This is a genomic window from Rhodococcus sp. KBW08 (genome assembly GCF_003852455.1).
GTDB classification, from domain to species: Bacteria; Actinomycetota; Actinomycetes; order Mycobacteriales; family Mycobacteriaceae; genus Rhodococcus_F; species Rhodococcus_F baikonurensis.
On record NZ_QAJJ01000030.1, the window covers coordinates 68,496 to 84,695 of the forward strand.

The following is a 16,200-nucleotide window of genomic DNA, read 5'->3' on the forward strand; positions in this document are numbered from 1 at the left end:
CCCACCGCACTTCTATCCGGCATTTGCGACCTGCGCTTTCTGTACTTACTCGATTCAGTTGTTCAGCTCACGAACAGCGGAAATGCCTTTGGATGAACCGGAGCGGGAAGCTCAGACTCGCCTGTGAGATACACATCGACGGCACGTGCGGCCGACCGTCCTTCGGCAATCGCCCAGACGACGAGTGACGCCCCGCGATGCGCGTCGCCGCAGACGAATACACCAGGCGTCCGGGTCTGCCACCTGACATCACACTCGATTCGGCCGAGTGGATCGGTGCCGACATCAAGGTCGGTGAGCAGCGGGGCGGTTTCGACGCCCTCGAAACCGAGCGCGAGTAGGACCATCTCGCACGCCAGATCCGTCGTGTCGCCGGTCTCCACCAGGGTCCGTTGTCCGTTCGCCCCTCGTGACACGGCTACCGGAACCATCCGGATTGCACGGACCGCACCCTCGCCGTCGTCGAGAAATTCCTGCGCCGCCCATCGGAACCGTTTGTCACTGCCCTCCTCGTCTGCCGGCGAGGTGCGCAGGACCCGCGGCCACAGCGGCCATGGGTCGCGATCTCGATCGCGGCGTGTCGGAGGTGGGACGTGGTAATCCAATTCCGTCACCGAGAGGCCGCCCTGGCGATGCACCGTGCCGAGACAATCGGCGGCCGTGTCACCGCCACCGATGATCACGACGTTCTTACCTCGTGCCGAGATGCTCGACGCGCCGTCCCCCTCGCATTCGCGGTTGGCCGCACGCAGGTATGTCATCGCACGATGGATTCCGCGAAGTCCACGACCCGGTACGTCGGTGTCTCTGGCACGATCGGCCCCTACCGCCAGGACCACCGCCTCGAAATCCGTCAGCAGGTCGTGCGCGCTCACGTTCACTCCGACGGCGCAGTCGGTGACGAATCTGGTCCCTTCGGCGGTCAGTTGGTCCAGCCGCCGGTTGATCAAGGCCTTGGGCAACTTGAATTCCGGAATTCCGTAGCGAAGCAGTCCCCCGATCCGATCGCTCCGCTCGAACACCGTGACACTATGTCCGGCTCGTGTCAGTTGTTGAGCCGCAGCAAGTCCCGCCGGTCCCGAACCGACTACCGCGACACGGTGTCCGCTGTGACCTACAGGTTCCTGCGGCCCCAACCAACCCGACTCCCAGGCGTTGTCGACGATTGCCTGTTCGATGCGCTTGATGGTGACACCTCCCGACGTGTGCTCGTCATCGAGTGCGAGAACGCACGCCGTTTCGCACGGAGCGGGGCACAGATGTCCGGTGAACTCGGGGAAATTGTTGGTGGAATGCAGATTCTCCGAAGCTTCGGACCACCGTCCACGCCGAACGAGGTCGTTCCATTCCGGGATGAGATTGCCGAGCGGACACCCGACGTCGGCCGAATGGCAGTACGGCACAGCGCAGTCCATGCAGCGCGAGGCCTGTGAAGATACGCCTCGATTTCGCACGACGGGATCCAGCGACTCGTATACCGACGCCCAGTCGCCGACACGCACATCGGTCGATCTGGTCGGTGTGCCGGATCGTTCCACATTGAGGAACCCGCGTGGGTCAGGCATGGGCCGGCTCCACCAGTTCGTTCTCTTCCACGACCTTTTGATAATCGACAGGTAAAACTTTGGTGAATCTCGGACTCTGGCCAACCCAGTCCTCGAGAAGTTCTGCCGCCACCGGCGAGCCGGTCGCAGCCACATGCTCGCCGAGAATTTCGACCAGCTGACTACAGTCTTCCGTCGAAGGCCGCTCCAGAACGACCATGTCGCAGTTGACCTTCTCGGCTTTCACGTCGAGTACGAATGCAATTCCGCCGGACATTCCTGCAGCAAGGTTCCTACCAGTTGGGCCGATTATGACGACGCGGCCTCCGGTCATGTACTCACACGCATGGTCGCCGACGCCTTCCACCACAGCGACCGCGCCCGAGTTGCGCACCGCGAATCGTTCCCCGACACGCCCCCGGACATAGAGTGCACCGCTCGTAGCGCCGTACAGCAGAGTATTGCCGGCAATGACCTGCTCCTCGGCCACGAAGGGTGCATCCTCACTCGGCCGGAGCACAATTCGTCCACCGGAGAGACCCTTCCCCACGTAATCGTTTGCATCGCCGACTACGACCAGCGAGATGCCGGGCGGCAGGAACGCACCGAGTGACTGGCCTGCCGTTCCGCTGAGCACGATGTCGACGGTGCCTTCGGGTAGCCCGCCAGCGCCGTAGCGTCTGGTCAGCTCAGCGCCCAGCCTCGTTCCCACCGCCCGGTCCGTATTGTGTACTGGCAGTTCGATATGCACGGGTCGAGCGTCCTCGAGTGAGTTCGCGGCGAACTCGATCAGGGTGCGTTCGAGTTCGCTCGAAACAGGTACACACGGCTTGTAGGCCGCGCCGGCCGGCGCGGCCGGAACGTCGAAGAGTGATGAGAGGTTCAACCTCCGACTCTTCCAATGCGCCACCGCCGGAGACATTTCCAATACGTCTGCGTGCCCCAGCGCATCGTCGATACTTCGAAACCCCAGTTCTGCCAACAACCGTCGTACGTCGTCGGCGATGAAGCGAAAGAAGTTCTCGACGTACTCCGGCCGGCCCGTGAATCGCTCGCGCAGTTCGGGATTCTGCGTCGCTACTCCGACGGGGCAGGTGTCGAGGTGACATACCCGCATCATGACGCAGCCGGCCGCGACGAGTGGCGCCGTGGAAAACCCGTACTCCTGCGCGCCCAGCAACGCGGCGACGACGACGTCGCGCGCCGTGCGCAAACCCCCGTCACACTGGACGACGATCCGATCGCGTAACCCGTTGAGCACCAGAGTCTGCTGAGTTTCGGCCAGCCCGATCTCCCACGGCGTACCGGCGTGGTGGATGGACGAGAGTGCCGCCGCGCCCGTCCCCCCGTCGTGACCGGAGATCAGCACCACGTCGGCGTGCGCTTTGGCCACACCAGCTGCAACAGTCCCAACTCCGACTGCGCTGACCAACTTCACGTGTATCCGCGCACGATCGTTTGCGCATCTGAGGTCGTAGATCAGTTGGGCGAGATCCTCGATCGAATAGATGTCGTGGTGCGGTGGCGGAGAAATCAGCCCGACTCCAGGTGTCGAGTACCGGGTTTCTGCGATCCACGGGTAGACCTTGGACCCCGGAAGCTGGCCTCCTTCACCTGGTTTGGCACCTTGGGCCATCTTGATCTGAATGTCGGTGGCATTGACCAGGTAATCGCTGGTCACCCCGAAGCGACCACTCGCGACCTGCTTGACAGCGCTACGACGCTTGTCGTCACGCAACCGCTCCGGTGACTCTCCGCCCTCACCGGTGTTGGAACGTCCGCCGAGAGCATTCATCGCAACCGCCATCGTCTCGTGCGCCTCGGCAGAGAGGGAACCGTAGCTCATCGCGCCGGTGTTGAATCGAGCGAGAATCATCTCGACGGGTTCGACCTGATCGAGCGGAATCGGCGAACGAATCCCACGCCGAAATCGAAACAGCCCCCGAAGTGTTCCGCCCTGCGCACTCAGTCGATCGACTTCATCGCTGTAGCGACGAAACATCTCACTTCGCCCTGTCCGGGTCGCATGCTGGAGAAAGAACACGGACTCGGGTGTGAACACATGCAATTCACCACCGCGGCGATACCGGAACTCTCCGCTGCTACTCAACTGCCGATGCTGCACCGCGCGATACGTGGCCGCGTGACGCATCAGAACTTCTCGCGCGACTTCGGTGATACCGATCCCGCCGATCCGGCTTCGTGTGTTGCAGAAGTACGTGTCGATCAAAGCCCGGCCCAAACCCACGGCCTCGAATACCTGAGCGCCGGTGTAGGAGTGAACCGTGGCTATGCCCATCTTCGACATCACCTTGAGCACTCCGGAATTCGTTGCTCTCAGATAGTTCTCCGATGCGGTCTTCCGATCTGTCCCGGGAAGCTCGCCTTGCTCGCTGAGTGCCTCCACGGATTCGAGAGCAAGATAGGGATGAACAGCCGCCGCACCGTATCCGATCAGGAGCGCGATGTGATGAAGTTCGCGGGCATCTCCTGATTCGACGACGAGTGACACCTTGGTCCGCAGGCCATGACGAACGAGATCGTGGTGCACGGCCGATACTGCGAGGAGCGACGGAATGGGAGCCTGGTCTGGGCCCGATCCACGGTCGGAGATCACGAGAATCTCGATACCGTCGACGGCGGCAGTTCGGGCAGACTCCCGAAGCCTCTCGACACCCTCGGTCAGACCGCCCCGAACATCGAACAGTCCCGGTAGGACAAAGGATGTCGGAGTTCGAGAGCTGTGGAGTTCGGTGATCCTCTTCATGTCCACCGGCCCGATCACCGGCTTGTGCAGAACGATCCTCCGACACGAGCGGGCAGATGCTTCGAACAAGTTCTGCTCGGTACCGAGCGTGGTTGCGAGAGTCGTGACAACCTGCTCGCGAATCGCATCCAATGGCGGGTTGGTCACTTGCGCGAAGAGCTGAACGAAATAGTCGTACAACAGCTTCGGCCGATCCGAGAGAACAGCCAGGGGTGTGTCGACACCCATCGATCCCAACGGCTCCGATCCTGAGCGAGCCATTGGAAGGAGAACTTCCTGCAAGTCCTCTGCCTGGTATCCGAAGAGCAGTTGCCTCTGCAACAGCGGAGCCGGATCGCCTCGGGCAGGTGCAGACACGGGGATCTCCTCGAGATCGACCAATCCTCCGTCGGCCCAGCCCCGGTAGGGTGCTGTGCTCGCGAGTTCGGATTTGATCTCCGCATCGGAAACGATGCCACGGCGAGCGGTGTCGACGAGGAACATGCGTCCCGGTTCGAGGCGCCCCTTCTCCAATACCTCGGAAGTCGGAGCGTCGAACACACCGCTCTCACTGGCCAGCACGATACGGCCGTTCTTCATCCGCCACCACCGCCCTGGGCGAAGACCGTTGCGATCCAACACCGCCCCGACGACAGTGCCATCGCTGAAAGTCACGGACGCCGGACCGTCCCACGGTTCCATCAGGCAAGCATGAAATTGGTAGAAGGCCCTCATCTCGTCCGGCATCGAAGAATCGTTCTCCCAGGCACCGGGAATCATCATCGCGATGGCGTGCTGCATGCTGCGGCCCCCGAGGGACAAGAGCTCGAGCACTTCGTCGAACGACGCCGAGTCGGATCCGCCCGGGGTGCAGATCGGAAACAGGCGAGCGATGTCCCCATGGAGCAGTGCGCTTCGCAGCATCGGCTCGCGAGCGCGCATCCAATTCCTGTTTCCCACAATCGTGTTGATCTCGCCGTTGTGAGCGATGCAGCGATACGGCTGTGCGAGTGGCCACGAGGGAAATGTGTTCGTGGAGTATCTACTGTGTACGACGGCCAAGGCAGATCGCATCCTGCCGTCACGGAGGTCGGTGAAGTATCCGGGCAACTGCGCCGGCGTGAGCATGCCCTTGTACACGATCGTTCGAGCTGACAACGAGGGGAAATACACCGCGGCCCCGTCCTGGTCGATCCGTTCGACTTGCCTCCTGAGCGCAAACACTCGTCGGTCCAAGGCAATTCCGCCCACACTGCGCTCTCGTGGCTCGGCGCACGTCACAAAACACTGGCTGATGTACGGAGCACACTGCGCGGCAACGGTTCCGACGCAGTCGCTCTCGACCGGCACCTCTCGCCACCCGATAATCCGCAGTCCTTCTTCCGCTGCGTACCGGTCTATCCGGACCAGCGCGCAGTCACGCGCTTCCTGATCCACCGGAAGAAAGCAGTTTCCGGCTGCGTAGGTGTTCTCACCCATCGCATTGGGTGGTGGAAGCTCGAACTCGGTCACCGCGTCGAATAACTCCGTCGGCAGCTGAATCAGGATCCCCGCGCCGTCACCGCTGTTGGATTCGCGCCCGGCTGCGCCACGGTGGGTGAGATTTCCCAGGACCGCGATTGCCTCGTCGACAATGGAATGCGCGCGGCGTCCAGAGGTGTCTGCTACCAGGGCTACACCACATGAATCGGTTTCCTGATCGGGGTCGTACAGGCCTCGAGGATCAGGTATTCGAGAAAACGGCACTCGGCGACCTCCACACGGTCATGCAGCCGACGTTCGCTAGTTTATCAGCACATAACCGCAGGTCGCGAGAGTAAAACTGTGGCCCCCTGACGACGAGCGTCAGGGGGCCACAGTTCCGAACATCGTTTTCGATCAGCTACGCAGTGGCCGACCTTGGCCGTCACGCACGCTACCCGTCAACATCATGATGCCGTCGATGAAAGCCCAGATCCAGATCGCTGGGACGACCACAATTCCCACGACCAGAAACAGAAGAATGTAGCCGAGGAAGATTCCGAGTAGCTGGAGCACTCCGATAGTCGTGCTGCCGATGTACAACCGACCGATGCCGCAGATACCGATGAATCCGAGAAGAATCTGCAACAGGCCAGCAGTGGTCTTCGACTTGTCCGAGAACGGTTCACCCGTCAGCGGATCACGGCCATAAGGCGCGGATGCATCAACCAAACCGTAGCCGGGTTGGACGTACCCCTGAGCTTGAGGGTATCCCTGAGGCTGACCGTAACCGGGCTGCGAATATCCAGGCTGGGGGTAGCCCTGCTGCTGACCGTAATTCTGGCTTCCCTGCGGCGGAGCCGCGTAGGGATTCGGAGTCTGATCTGCCGGCGCCCCGTAGACGGGACCGTCCGTCGGGGTTTGGGTCGGCCTCGAGTAGTCCGGCGCCGGATAGTTCTGGGCGGCGTAGCTTTCCTGCGACGTGTACGGCGCCGTGGGCTGATTCGGGGTGGAATCAGAATCGGCAGTGGGGAACGCTGTCGTCGATTCGGTTCCGGTCGGCGGCGGGTAGATGGGGTGGTTTCCCCAGCCCGGGCCGTTCCCGACTCCCGAATACGTGTCCCAGCCCGGGCCCGTGCCGGTGGTCTCCGTCGACGGCGTCTTTTCCGTGGGCGCCGAGGTTTCCGTCAACGACGCATCCGCCGTCGCGTCGTAGTCGAACGGCGACCCGAACTGCGGTGGAACCGGCGACTGCGATCCTGACGAGTCCCCCGACTCGGAAGGTTCCGGATTCTTGTTCAAGTTAGGCAACGTACTTTCCTTCGATTCGACGACGGTACGTAATAGCTTTGTTATCGGGCCGCGCGAAGGATTTCGACCTTCGCGTGGCCGGACCCCCACACATCTGTTTGCGCGTTCATCCTCGCGGTTCATCCCCGTAACGGCCGACGAACACCGTCCCGTGCATTGCCCGAAAGTATCACGATGCCGTCGACGAACGCCCAGATCCAGATTCCGATGGCGAACGGAATCCCGATCAGGAACGCCGACATGAACAGCGCGAAGAACATGCCGAGCAGTTGGCACAATCCGATGCCGACACTTCCGATGTAGAGGCGCCCGACTCCACAGATTCCGAAGAAGCCCAGCAAGATCTGCAACAGTCCAGCGGTGGCCTTCGACTTGTCGGAATACGGTTCCCCGGTTACCGGGTGCCGACCGTACGGGGCATAGGGATCACCGAACCCGTACATCGACGCAGCAGGTAGAGGCTGCTGATAGCCGTACGGATTGGGCGCGCCGTAGACCGGTCCCTGATCGTCGGGGAATCCCCCTTGCGAATAGGGACCTGTCACGGCTTGTCTTTCTTCGACAGCTTCACCGCGTCCGACGACTCGTCCGACGCTGCCGTGGAGTCGCTTGCCTCACTGGCATCGGATTCAGTGACATCGGATCCAGCGGCATCGGATCCAGCGGCCTTCGCTTCGGATGCTTTTGCGTCGGTGACTTTCGCGTCGGCCTTCGCCGAATCCGTGTCGGTGCCTGGCGCTGCGACTCCTGCTTCACCGGCAGCTACCGCAGCGACGTAGTTCTTCGACTTCAAATCAGCCGGATCCTCACGGCCCTTCTTCGCCAGGAAAAAGTAGGCCAGTGCGGCGAAGAACACGATCCCCGAGGTGAATGTGTTGACTCGAATGCCGGCGATCTCGTAGGCGAAATCGTCACGCATCAGTTCGACGACGAACCGGCCCAGGCAATAGCCCGCGACGTACAGAGCAAACAGGCGTCCGTGGCCGATCTTGAATCGGCGGTCGACGAGGACCAGCAGGATCACGATCAAGACGTTCCACACAGCTTCGTAGAGGAACGTCGGGTGAACGACCCGAATGACTTCTCCGTTGGAGACACCAGCCAGTTGATCGAGTTGGCCGGAAGAGTTCACCCGTTCGAAGATCTCGAGGCCCCATGGGACGGTGGTCTCGCGACCGTACAACTCCTGGTTGAAGTAGTTGCCGATACGACCGATGGCCTGTGCGAGCAAGATTCCGGGCGCAATCGCGTCACCTAGCGCGGACACCGGAATGCCGCGTCGACGGCAGCCGATCCACGCACCGATGCCGCCGAGGAACACTGCTCCCCAGATTCCGAGGCCTCCCTGCCACACCTTGAGTGCGTCGAGAGGCTGCCCGTTCTCGCCGAAATAGGCGGGCCAGTCGGTCAATACGTGGTAGAGCCTGCCACCGATCAGACCGAAGGGAACAGCCCAGATCGCGATGTCGAGAACAGTCCCCTTCTCACCGCCGCGGGCCACCCAACGACGATCTCCCCACACGATCGCGACGATGATGCCGAGGATGATGAAGAGCGCGTAGGCGCGCAGCGCTACCGGTCCGACGTACCAGACGCCTTGGGGCGGGCTGGGGATATAGGCCAGCAGGTCCACAGTTGAGGTCACGACGCCACGGTAGCCGAGCGGACGCCCTCGGCGAGTTCTTCGGTGAGCGAGCGAACCGCTCCCAAGCCGTTCTCGACCGCGGAGACCAGAGCCGAGCCGACGATGACGGCATCGGCGTATGCCGCGATTTCGGCAGCCTGTGCGCCGGACCGAACACCCAATCCGACGCCGACGGGAATGTCGGAATGCGCGCGGATTCGTGCGGTCAGTTCCGGAGCCATCGAGGACACGGCGTCGCGAGCGCCGGTGACGCCCATCGTCGAGGCCGCGTAGATGAATCCACTACTCGCGTCGAGCGTCATCGCGAGTCGTTCTTCCGTCGAGGACGGCGCGACAAGGAAGATCCGGTCGAGGTGGTGCTCCTCGGATGCTTCCATCCAGGCGCCTGCTTCTTCCGGAATGAGGTTGGGGGTGATGAGTCCGAGCCCACCGGCAGAGGCGAGGTCTCGTGCAAACTTGTCGACGCCGTACTGCAGTACCGGGTTCCAGTAGGTCATCACGACGGCCTTGCCGCCGACCGAACTGATCTGCTCGATCACGGTGAAGATGTCGCGCAGTCGAACGCCGTTGGTGAGTGCGGTTTCGGCTGCCCGCTGGATTGTCGGACCGTCCATGACGGGATCGGAATACGCGACACCGACCTCGATGATGTCGCAGCCACCGTCGACCATCGCCTTGAACACGTCGATCGATTCGGGAACGGTCGGATAACCGGCCGGCAGGTAACCGACGAGGGCGGCACGCTTGTCAGCCTTGCACGCTGCAAAGGTGGGTGCGAGGCGTGATGGTCGTTCGCTCACTTGTCCGAGCCTTCCGTGTTGTCGTTCTGGTCTGCTGCGTCATCCGGAACGGTTGCCTGACCCGAGGCGCCGTCGAAGAGACCGAACCAGCTTGCGGCGGTGTCCATGTCCTTGTCACCGCGACCGGAGAGATTGACGACGATGATCGCGCCCTCTCCGAGTTCCTTGCCCAGTCGGAGTGCGCCGGCGACGGCGTGGGCGGATTCGATGGCCGGGATGATGCCTTCGCGGCGCGAGAGCAGCAGAAGCGCATCCATCGCTTCGCTGTCGGTGACGGGCTCGTAGGTGGCGCGCCCGATGTCGCTCAGGTAAGCGTGCTCGGGCCCGACGCCCGGGTAGTCCAGACCGGCAGAGATCGAATGCGATTCGATGGTCTGACCGTCTTCGTCCTGGAGCAGGTAGGAGTAGGCACCTTGGAATGCGCCTGGGGTACCGCCCGCGAACGTTGCTGCATGCCTTCCGGTTTCGACGCCGTCGCCGGCTGCTTCGTAGCCGACCAGACGGACCGACAGATCGTCGATGAACGGGTGGAAGATTCCGATCGCATTGGAGCCGCCACCGACGCACGCTGTGACTGCATCGGGCAGTCGGCCGGTCAACGCCTGAATCTGCGCGCGAGTTTCGAGGCCGACCACGCGCTGGAAATCGCGCACGATCGTCGGGAAGGGGTGCGGGCCTGCCGCGGTACCGAAGCAGTAATAGGTGTTGTCCGCGTGGGAAACCCAGTCGCGCAAGGCTTCGTTGATCGCGTCCTTGAGCGTGCGCGAACCTGTTTCGACGGAGACCACCTCCGCGCCGAGAAGGCGCATGCGGGCGACGTTCAGTGCTTGACGTTCGGTGTCGACAGCACCCATGTAGATGACGCACTCGAGACCGAGCAGTGCACAGGCGGTGGCCGATGCCACACCGTGCTGGCCCGCTCCGGTCTCGGCGATGATGCGGGTCTTGCCCATCCGCTTTGCCAGCAGAACCTGACCGAGAACGTTGTTGATCTTGTGAGAACCGGTGTGGTTCAGATCTTCACGTTTGAGGATGATGCGCGCGCCGCCGGCGAACTCGCTCATTCGCGTTGCCTCGAAAATCGGCGACGGACGCCCGGTGTAATCGCGCTGCAAGCGATCGAGTTCGTTCAAGAACGAGTCGTCCGCGCGAGCCTTTTCGTACTCCGCAGTGACTTCCTCGATAACCGCCATGAGTGCTTCCGGCACATGCCGTCCGCCATAGACGCCGAAATGGCCTCCGGCGTCGGGATCGTGAGAGCGCTCGGTGAGTCCCGCGCTGGCCGGCGGCAGATTGCCGCCCTTGAATAGTGCACCGGAGCCTGGTTCCTGAGTACGTGAAGTCACCCCACCAGTCTGCCCCAAGGGTGTCGCTGGTCACCGCCCGGGTGCATCAAAGCACGCCGGGCGGGTGAAGCGATTTATCGCGACGGTTTGGGGCAGGACGGGTGTGCGCCTGCATTGACCAGATCTGCGACGGCCTTGCGAGGGTCGCCGCTGGTCACGAGGCCTTCACCGACGAGCACTGCGTCGGCGCCCGCCCCGGCGTACGCCAACAGATCGGCGGTTCCGCGAACACCGGACTCGGCGATCTTGATCGTCTCGGTCGGCAAACCGGGAGCGATGCGACCGAAGGTGTTCTTGTCCACCTCGAGAGTCTTGAGATTGCGGGCGTTCACACCGATAACCTTGGCGCCGGCTTCGAGCGCGCGGTTGGCTTCTTCTTCCGTGTGCACCTCGACGAGGGCAGTCATTCCCAGAGATTCGGTGCGATCGATGAGCGAGGCGAGGGCCTGCTGTTCGAGTGCGGCAACGATCAGCAAGATGACGTCGGCGCCGTGAGCGCGAGCCTCGTGAATCTGGTACGGCCCCACGATGAAGTCCTTGCGCAGCACCGGAATGGTGACCGCTTTACGGACTGCGTCGAGGTCGGCCAACGAGCCGTGAAAACGGCGCTCTTCGGTGAGGACACTGATGATGCGTGCGCCACCGGCTTGGTACGCCGCGGCAAGCTCTGCGGGATCGGCAATGTCGGCCAGCGCACCCTTTGACGGGCTCGCTCGCTTGACCTCGGCGATGACGCCGATGCTCGATTCCAGAAGTGCTGCTGCAGCATCGAGTGCAGGCGGTGCAGCGGCCGCAGCAGCCTTGACTGCAGCGAAGTCGAGTACGGCTTCGCGGGCGGCGACATCAGCGCGCACCCCGTCGAGAATCGAGTCGAGTACGGTCATCGTGGCCCGAATCCTTTCTGGGCAAGAGCCCGATGTGAGATACGTCATCAGGGTGGTCTCAGCCTAGTGGGACGAAATTTTGCTACTCCGTCGGGGTACCCACGCAGGTGAGGGTTCAGTCTTACTCAGTGGGACGACCCCGGTTTCGCACCGTCGCCTCCCCCGACTCCGTCGTCTCCGTCGGCCACTGTCGGGTCCTCTCCGTCGGCCACTGTCGGGTCCTCTCCGGCGTCGAGCGCATCCCACAACATCCGTTGTGTCACAGGCTCGTCCGACGCGGGTTTGTCTCCCTGACCGAGCTTGGCTGCGGCTTCGCGGCGCGCGGCAGGGTTGTCGTACTTCGACGACAACCCGCCTCGCACTGGAGGTTTGCGCATCAGAAGTACTGCTGCGCCGAGCGCCGCCACCGCTCCGACCAACGCGAGCAAGGCAGGCAGCACCGATACAGTCGTCGAGAGATCTTCCGGGTGACCGGACAACTCGGCCAACTCCACCGCTCGGTCCGCAGAGGCTCCGGACACCAACAACTGCACCGCCGGAACCGCTACCGCGATGGCGACGAGTGCAACCAACAGTCCGACTACCCGAAGTGCCCAACCTCGCACCGCAAACGACGCCGCGATCGCCGCGAGAAGCGCGAGCGCGAGCGGAGTCATCGCCGCCGCCCAGGTGCTGCCGTCGAGATCCGTCGTCCGCTCCAGCGTCTTGCCGTCGCTCGAGGTCAGATGAACCCACGTCATTCGTGAGCTGCCCCACAACGCTGCTGCCGACAACGCAAGCAAAAGCGTTCTCGGCACGGCGGTGCCACGAGAAGCGCTTGTAGGCTGCTCCGCTGCAATCGACTCGTTCTCACTCACAGATCGTCACCTCCGATGGTGCGCAGGGTGTGCGCCGACGCGATGGCGCTCAGTACTGCCATCGCCTTGTTGCGGGCCTCGGTGTCCTCGTAGACCGGGTCCGAGTCGGCGACGACGCCGGCACCCGCTTGGACATATCCGATCCCGTCCTTGATCAATGCTGTTCGGATCGCGATCGCGGTGTCGGCGTCGCCGGCGAAGTCGAGGTAGCCGACGATGCCGCCGTAGATACCTCGCCTGGTGGGCTCGAGTTCTTCGATCAACTGCATCGCACGCACCTTGGGTGCCCCTGACAGGGTTCCGGCGGGGAAGCACGCCGTGACCGCGTCGAGAGCGTGCTTTCCCTCGGCCAGATGACCGGTGACGGTCGATACGAGATGCATCACGTGGCTGTACCGCTCGATGTGCCGGTAGTCGTGCACCTTCACCGTGCCCGGGCGACAGACGCGCCCCAGATCGTTTCGCCCCAGATCGACGAGCATGAGGTGCTCGGAGTTCTCCTTCTCGTCGGCGAGGAGATCCTTTTCGAGCAGGATGTCGTCCTCCTCCGTGGCACCGCGCCATCTGGTTCCCGCGATCGGGTGTGTTGTCGCTACGCCCTCGGCGACGGTGACCAGTGCCTCAGGGCTCGATCCGACGATCGAAAACGCGGTCTCGCCATCACCGTTCGGCACGTTGAGCAGGTACATGTACGGGCTGGGGTTCGACGCGCGGAGCATCCGGTACACGTCGATCGGCGCTGCAGTGCAATCGATCTCGAATCTCTGCGAGAGGACAACCTGGAATGCCTCGCCCGCTTCGATGTCGCCGATCAACTTCTCGACGTCGACACCGAAACTCTCGGTGGTGCGCTGACGGCGGTAGTTCGGACTCGCTTTCGAGAATGTCGACACCGTCGATTTCGCGGGCGCCGCAAGAGCGCGAGTCATCGCGTCCAACCTGGCGACTGCGTCGTCGTACGCCGTGTCGACACGCTCGTCGGTGCCGTCCCAGTTGACCGCGTTGGCGATGAGGGTGATCGCCCCTTCGTGGTGATCTACTGCGGCGATGTCGGCAGCAAGCAGCATGACCATCTCGGGTATCTGCAGGTCGTCGACCGCGGAATCACCCAATCTCTCGAGGCGTCGCACCGCGTCGTAGCCGAGAAATCCGACCATCCCGCCCGTCAACGGGGGTAGGTCGGGCAGCCGCTCCGAACGAAGTAGCTCCAGGGTGGCACCGAGCGCGTCGATCGGATCGCCTCCGGCCGGAGCACCGGCCGGAACGTTGCCGTACCAAGCTGCCTCTCCGTCCACGACGGTCAGTGCAGCCGGACTCCCGACGCCGATGAACGACCACCGCGACCACGAACGACCGTTCTCGGCCGACTCGAGCAAGAAGGTGCCGGGACGATTGCCGGCCAACTTCTCGTACGCCGAGAGCGGAGTTTCGGAGTCCGCCAACACTTTCCGAGTGACGGGAACGACCCGGTGCTCGGCCGCGAGAGCTCGGAACTGCTCCCGAGTGGTGGTGGAATCGGACGCGTCACCGACGATCGCGGTGTCGGACGACCGTGCGGACATGGAGGTGGGCTCGCCGTGCATGACTCCATCATCCCAGGCTCCCCCACGCGGTCGTCGTGCGCGGGTAACCTCGGCCGAATGAAACCAGGCCAACTCGCTCCCGATTTCTCGCTGCCCGACCAGGACGGGACTCCGCGCTCGCTGACGAGCCTGCTCGCGAACGGACCCTTGGTCCTCTTCTTCTACCCGGCAGCCTCGACGCCGGTGTGCACCGCCGAGGCGTGCCACTTCCGTGATCTGGGCAGCGAATTCGCCGCGGTGGGCGCTTCGCGGGCGGGTATCAGCACCGATACGGTCGAAGCTCAGTCCACCTTTGCCACCGCACAATCCTTCGACTACCCCCTACTCGCAGACACCGACGGCAAGGTAGCCGAACAGTTCGGCGTCAAGCGCGGACTCCTGGGCAAGTTGGCTCCGGTCAAACGCTCGACCTTCGTGATCGACACCGACCGCACCGTTCTCAAAGTCATCTCGAGTGAGCTACGCGCCAACACCCACGGCGACCAGGCACTCGAGTTCCTTCGCAATCGAAGCTGACTTTCCTGGGGACCTGATTCCCTAGGCGACCTGAATCGAGCGCTTCGCAAGCCCCATCCAGAATCCGTCGATCACCTGGGTGGGCACCTGTTCCGGATCGGACGACGCACCGAGCGTGACGAACAACGGGGCGAAGTGTTCGATGGTCGGATGCGCGTACGGCATCCCGGGAGCTTGGGCGCGGAAGTCGATCAACGAATCGACGTCACCGGCAGCGAACCTCTCCCCTGCCCACGCGTCGAATTCCGCCGACCATCCCGGGGCCTGCGCTTCCGGTGACGGATCGCGCAGGAACGGTAACCCGTGCGTGGTGAATCCGGATCCCACGATCAGTACGCCTTGCTCACGGAGTGGCCGTAGGCGCTCTCCGAGATGGAGCAAACGCTCGGGATCGAGAGTGGGCAGCGAAATTTGCAGTACCGGGATGTCTGCGTCCGGGTACATCACCGTGAGCGGCACGTAGGCACCATGATCCAGGCCTCGATTCGGCTGCTGAACCACTCGTTCGTTGTCCGGCATCAACGCGGCAACCTGGGCGGCGAGTTCCGGAGCGCCGGGAGAGTTGTACTTCGCGCGGTAGAACCTCTCGGGAAAACCACCGAAGTCGTAGATGAGCGGGGTGCCCGTGGTCGTCGAACCGATCGTCAGCGGCGCCGATTCCCAGTGCGCCGAGACGACGAGGATTGCCGTCGGGCGCGGAAGATCGCCGGCCCACGCCCCCAACTGGTCGACCCACAACGCGCTGTCCACCAGCGGCGGAGCACCGTGGCTGAGATACAGCGCAGGCATGGTTGCGGTGGACATACGGACTCCTCGGGATAGACATTCGTGATTAAGTTGAAGGTTCAACCTAATATAGAACTCAACACTTGCGTCCCGCAACTATTCCCCGCGATATTCTTCTGGACATGCGTCTGAGACGCTGTACACCAGCACGCTCCGCGCACGAAGAATGCTCGACCCGAAGGAGAAGTCACCGATGAGTGAACCGACCGCGCAGCCCGACGCGCAGTCTCAGACAAAGTGGCTCACAGCCGAGCAGCAGGAAGCCTGGCTGACACTGATCGCTCTCGTGACTCGATTGCCTGCCGCCCTCGACACTCAACTGCAACGCGATTCGGCACTCACCCACTTCGAGTACTTCGTCCTAGCCGCACTCTCGGACGCCCCCGACCACAAGCTCCAGTTGTCGGTACTTGCCCAGCGAGCGAACGCGTCCCTGTCCCGCCTGTCGCACGTCATCACGAAGATGGAGAAAGCCGGCTGGGTGAAACGGGAAGTCATTCGCGGCAGCCGCGGCTCCAACGCAGTGCTCACCGACGAAGGAATGGCAAAGGTCGTCGCGGCCGCGCCGCCGCACGTCGCCTCGGTTCAAGGTCTCCTCTTCGAGGGCCTCGACGATCGACAGGTCGCCCAGCTTTCGTCGTTGGGTACGGCAATGCTCACCCAACTGGACAAGGGAATCGCCGCCGGACTCGGCAAGGCCTGACGCTTCCCGACACGAGCG

Annotated in this window: 13 protein-coding genes; 2 read left to right on the forward strand and 11 right to left on the reverse strand. The window is 62.9% G+C overall.

All coding sequences use genetic code 11. The features are described from left to right. Positions 1-62: 62 nt before the first annotated feature. The 10 genes from DBV08_RS30245 to DBV08_RS30290 all read right to left on the reverse strand — a co-directional run bounded on the left by DBV08_RS30245 (position 63) and on the right by DBV08_RS30290 (position 14,177). Positions 63-1,565 carry a glutamate synthase subunit beta gene (locus DBV08_RS30245; protein WP_124569819.1) on the reverse strand — a complete coding sequence of 501 codons (1,503 nt, stop codon included), beginning with the start codon at positions 1,563-1,565 and terminating at the stop codon, positions 63-65. Then, a complete protein-coding gene (gene gltB, locus DBV08_RS30250; RefSeq protein ID WP_124569820.1) occupies positions 1,558-6,036 on the reverse strand; it encodes a glutamate synthase large subunit in 4,479 nt (1,492 codons plus the stop codon). Before gltB ends, DBV08_RS30245 begins: the two co-directional genes overlap by 8 nt. Before the next feature lie 132 nt (positions 6,037-6,168). Beyond that, positions 6,169-7,053, reverse strand: coding sequence for a TM2 domain-containing protein (locus DBV08_RS30255; protein ID WP_124569845.1), 885 nt, complete (start codon positions 7,051-7,053; stop codon positions 6,169-6,171). 128 nt (positions 7,054-7,181) lie between these two features. Beyond that, positions 7,182-7,607, reverse strand: coding sequence for a TM2 domain-containing protein (locus DBV08_RS30260; protein ID WP_124569821.1), 426 nt, complete (start codon positions 7,605-7,607; stop codon positions 7,182-7,184). Next, on the reverse strand, positions 7,604-8,707 hold the full coding sequence (lgt, locus tag DBV08_RS30265) for a prolipoprotein diacylglyceryl transferase (RefSeq protein ID WP_185564982.1): 1,104 nt from the start codon (positions 8,705-8,707) through the stop codon (positions 7,604-7,606). Before lgt ends, DBV08_RS30260 begins: the two co-directional genes overlap by 4 nt. Then, positions 8,704-9,507: a tryptophan synthase subunit alpha gene (gene trpA / locus DBV08_RS30270; protein WP_003944010.1), complete on the reverse strand. Its 804-nt coding sequence runs from the start codon at positions 9,505-9,507 to the stop codon at positions 8,704-8,706. The genes lgt and trpA overlap by 4 nt, the downstream gene beginning before the upstream one ends. Beyond that, positions 9,504-10,853 carry a tryptophan synthase subunit beta gene (gene trpB / locus DBV08_RS30275; protein ID WP_124569822.1) on the reverse strand — a complete coding sequence of 450 codons (1,350 nt, stop codon included), beginning with the start codon at positions 10,851-10,853 and terminating at the stop codon, positions 9,504-9,506. The genes trpA and trpB overlap by 4 nt, the downstream gene beginning before the upstream one ends. A gap of 74 nt (positions 10,854-10,927) precedes the next feature. After that, positions 10,928-11,737: an indole-3-glycerol phosphate synthase TrpC gene (gene trpC, locus DBV08_RS30280; RefSeq protein ID WP_003944016.1), complete on the reverse strand. Its 810-nt coding sequence runs from the start codon at positions 11,735-11,737 to the stop codon at positions 10,928-10,930. A gap of 125 nt (positions 11,738-11,862) precedes the next feature. Further along, the gene (locus DBV08_RS30285) at positions 11,863-12,594 is read right to left on the reverse strand and encodes a TIGR02234 family membrane protein (protein WP_124569823.1); all 732 of its coding nucleotides are present in this window, start codon (positions 12,592-12,594) and stop codon (positions 11,863-11,865) included. Beyond that, the gene (locus tag DBV08_RS30290) at positions 12,591-14,177 is read right to left on the reverse strand and encodes an anthranilate synthase component I (RefSeq protein WP_124569824.1); all 1,587 of its coding nucleotides are present in this window, start codon (positions 14,175-14,177) and stop codon (positions 12,591-12,593) included. The genes DBV08_RS30285 and DBV08_RS30290 overlap by 4 nt, the downstream gene beginning before the upstream one ends. Positions 14,178-14,234: 57 nt before the next feature. On the opposite strand from DBV08_RS30290, the gene DBV08_RS30295 reads away from it, so the two are divergent. Further along, on the forward strand, positions 14,235-14,693 hold the full coding sequence (locus tag DBV08_RS30295) for a peroxiredoxin (RefSeq protein ID WP_020907928.1): 459 nt from the start codon (positions 14,235-14,237) through the stop codon (positions 14,691-14,693). Positions 14,694-14,714: 21 nt separating this feature from the next. On the opposite strand, the gene DBV08_RS30300 is transcribed toward DBV08_RS30295, so the two are convergent. Further along, positions 14,715-15,497: a dioxygenase gene (locus tag DBV08_RS30300; protein WP_124569825.1), complete on the reverse strand. Its 783-nt coding sequence runs from the start codon at positions 15,495-15,497 to the stop codon at positions 14,715-14,717. Positions 15,498-15,672: 175 nt separating this feature from the next. On the opposite strand from DBV08_RS30300, the gene DBV08_RS30305 reads away from it, so the two are divergent. Next, complete coding sequence (locus DBV08_RS30305) at positions 15,673-16,182, forward strand: MarR family winged helix-turn-helix transcriptional regulator (protein WP_030536759.1); 510 nt, start codon at positions 15,673-15,675, stop codon at positions 16,180-16,182. The last annotated feature ends 18 nt before the right edge of the window (positions 16,183-16,200 follow it).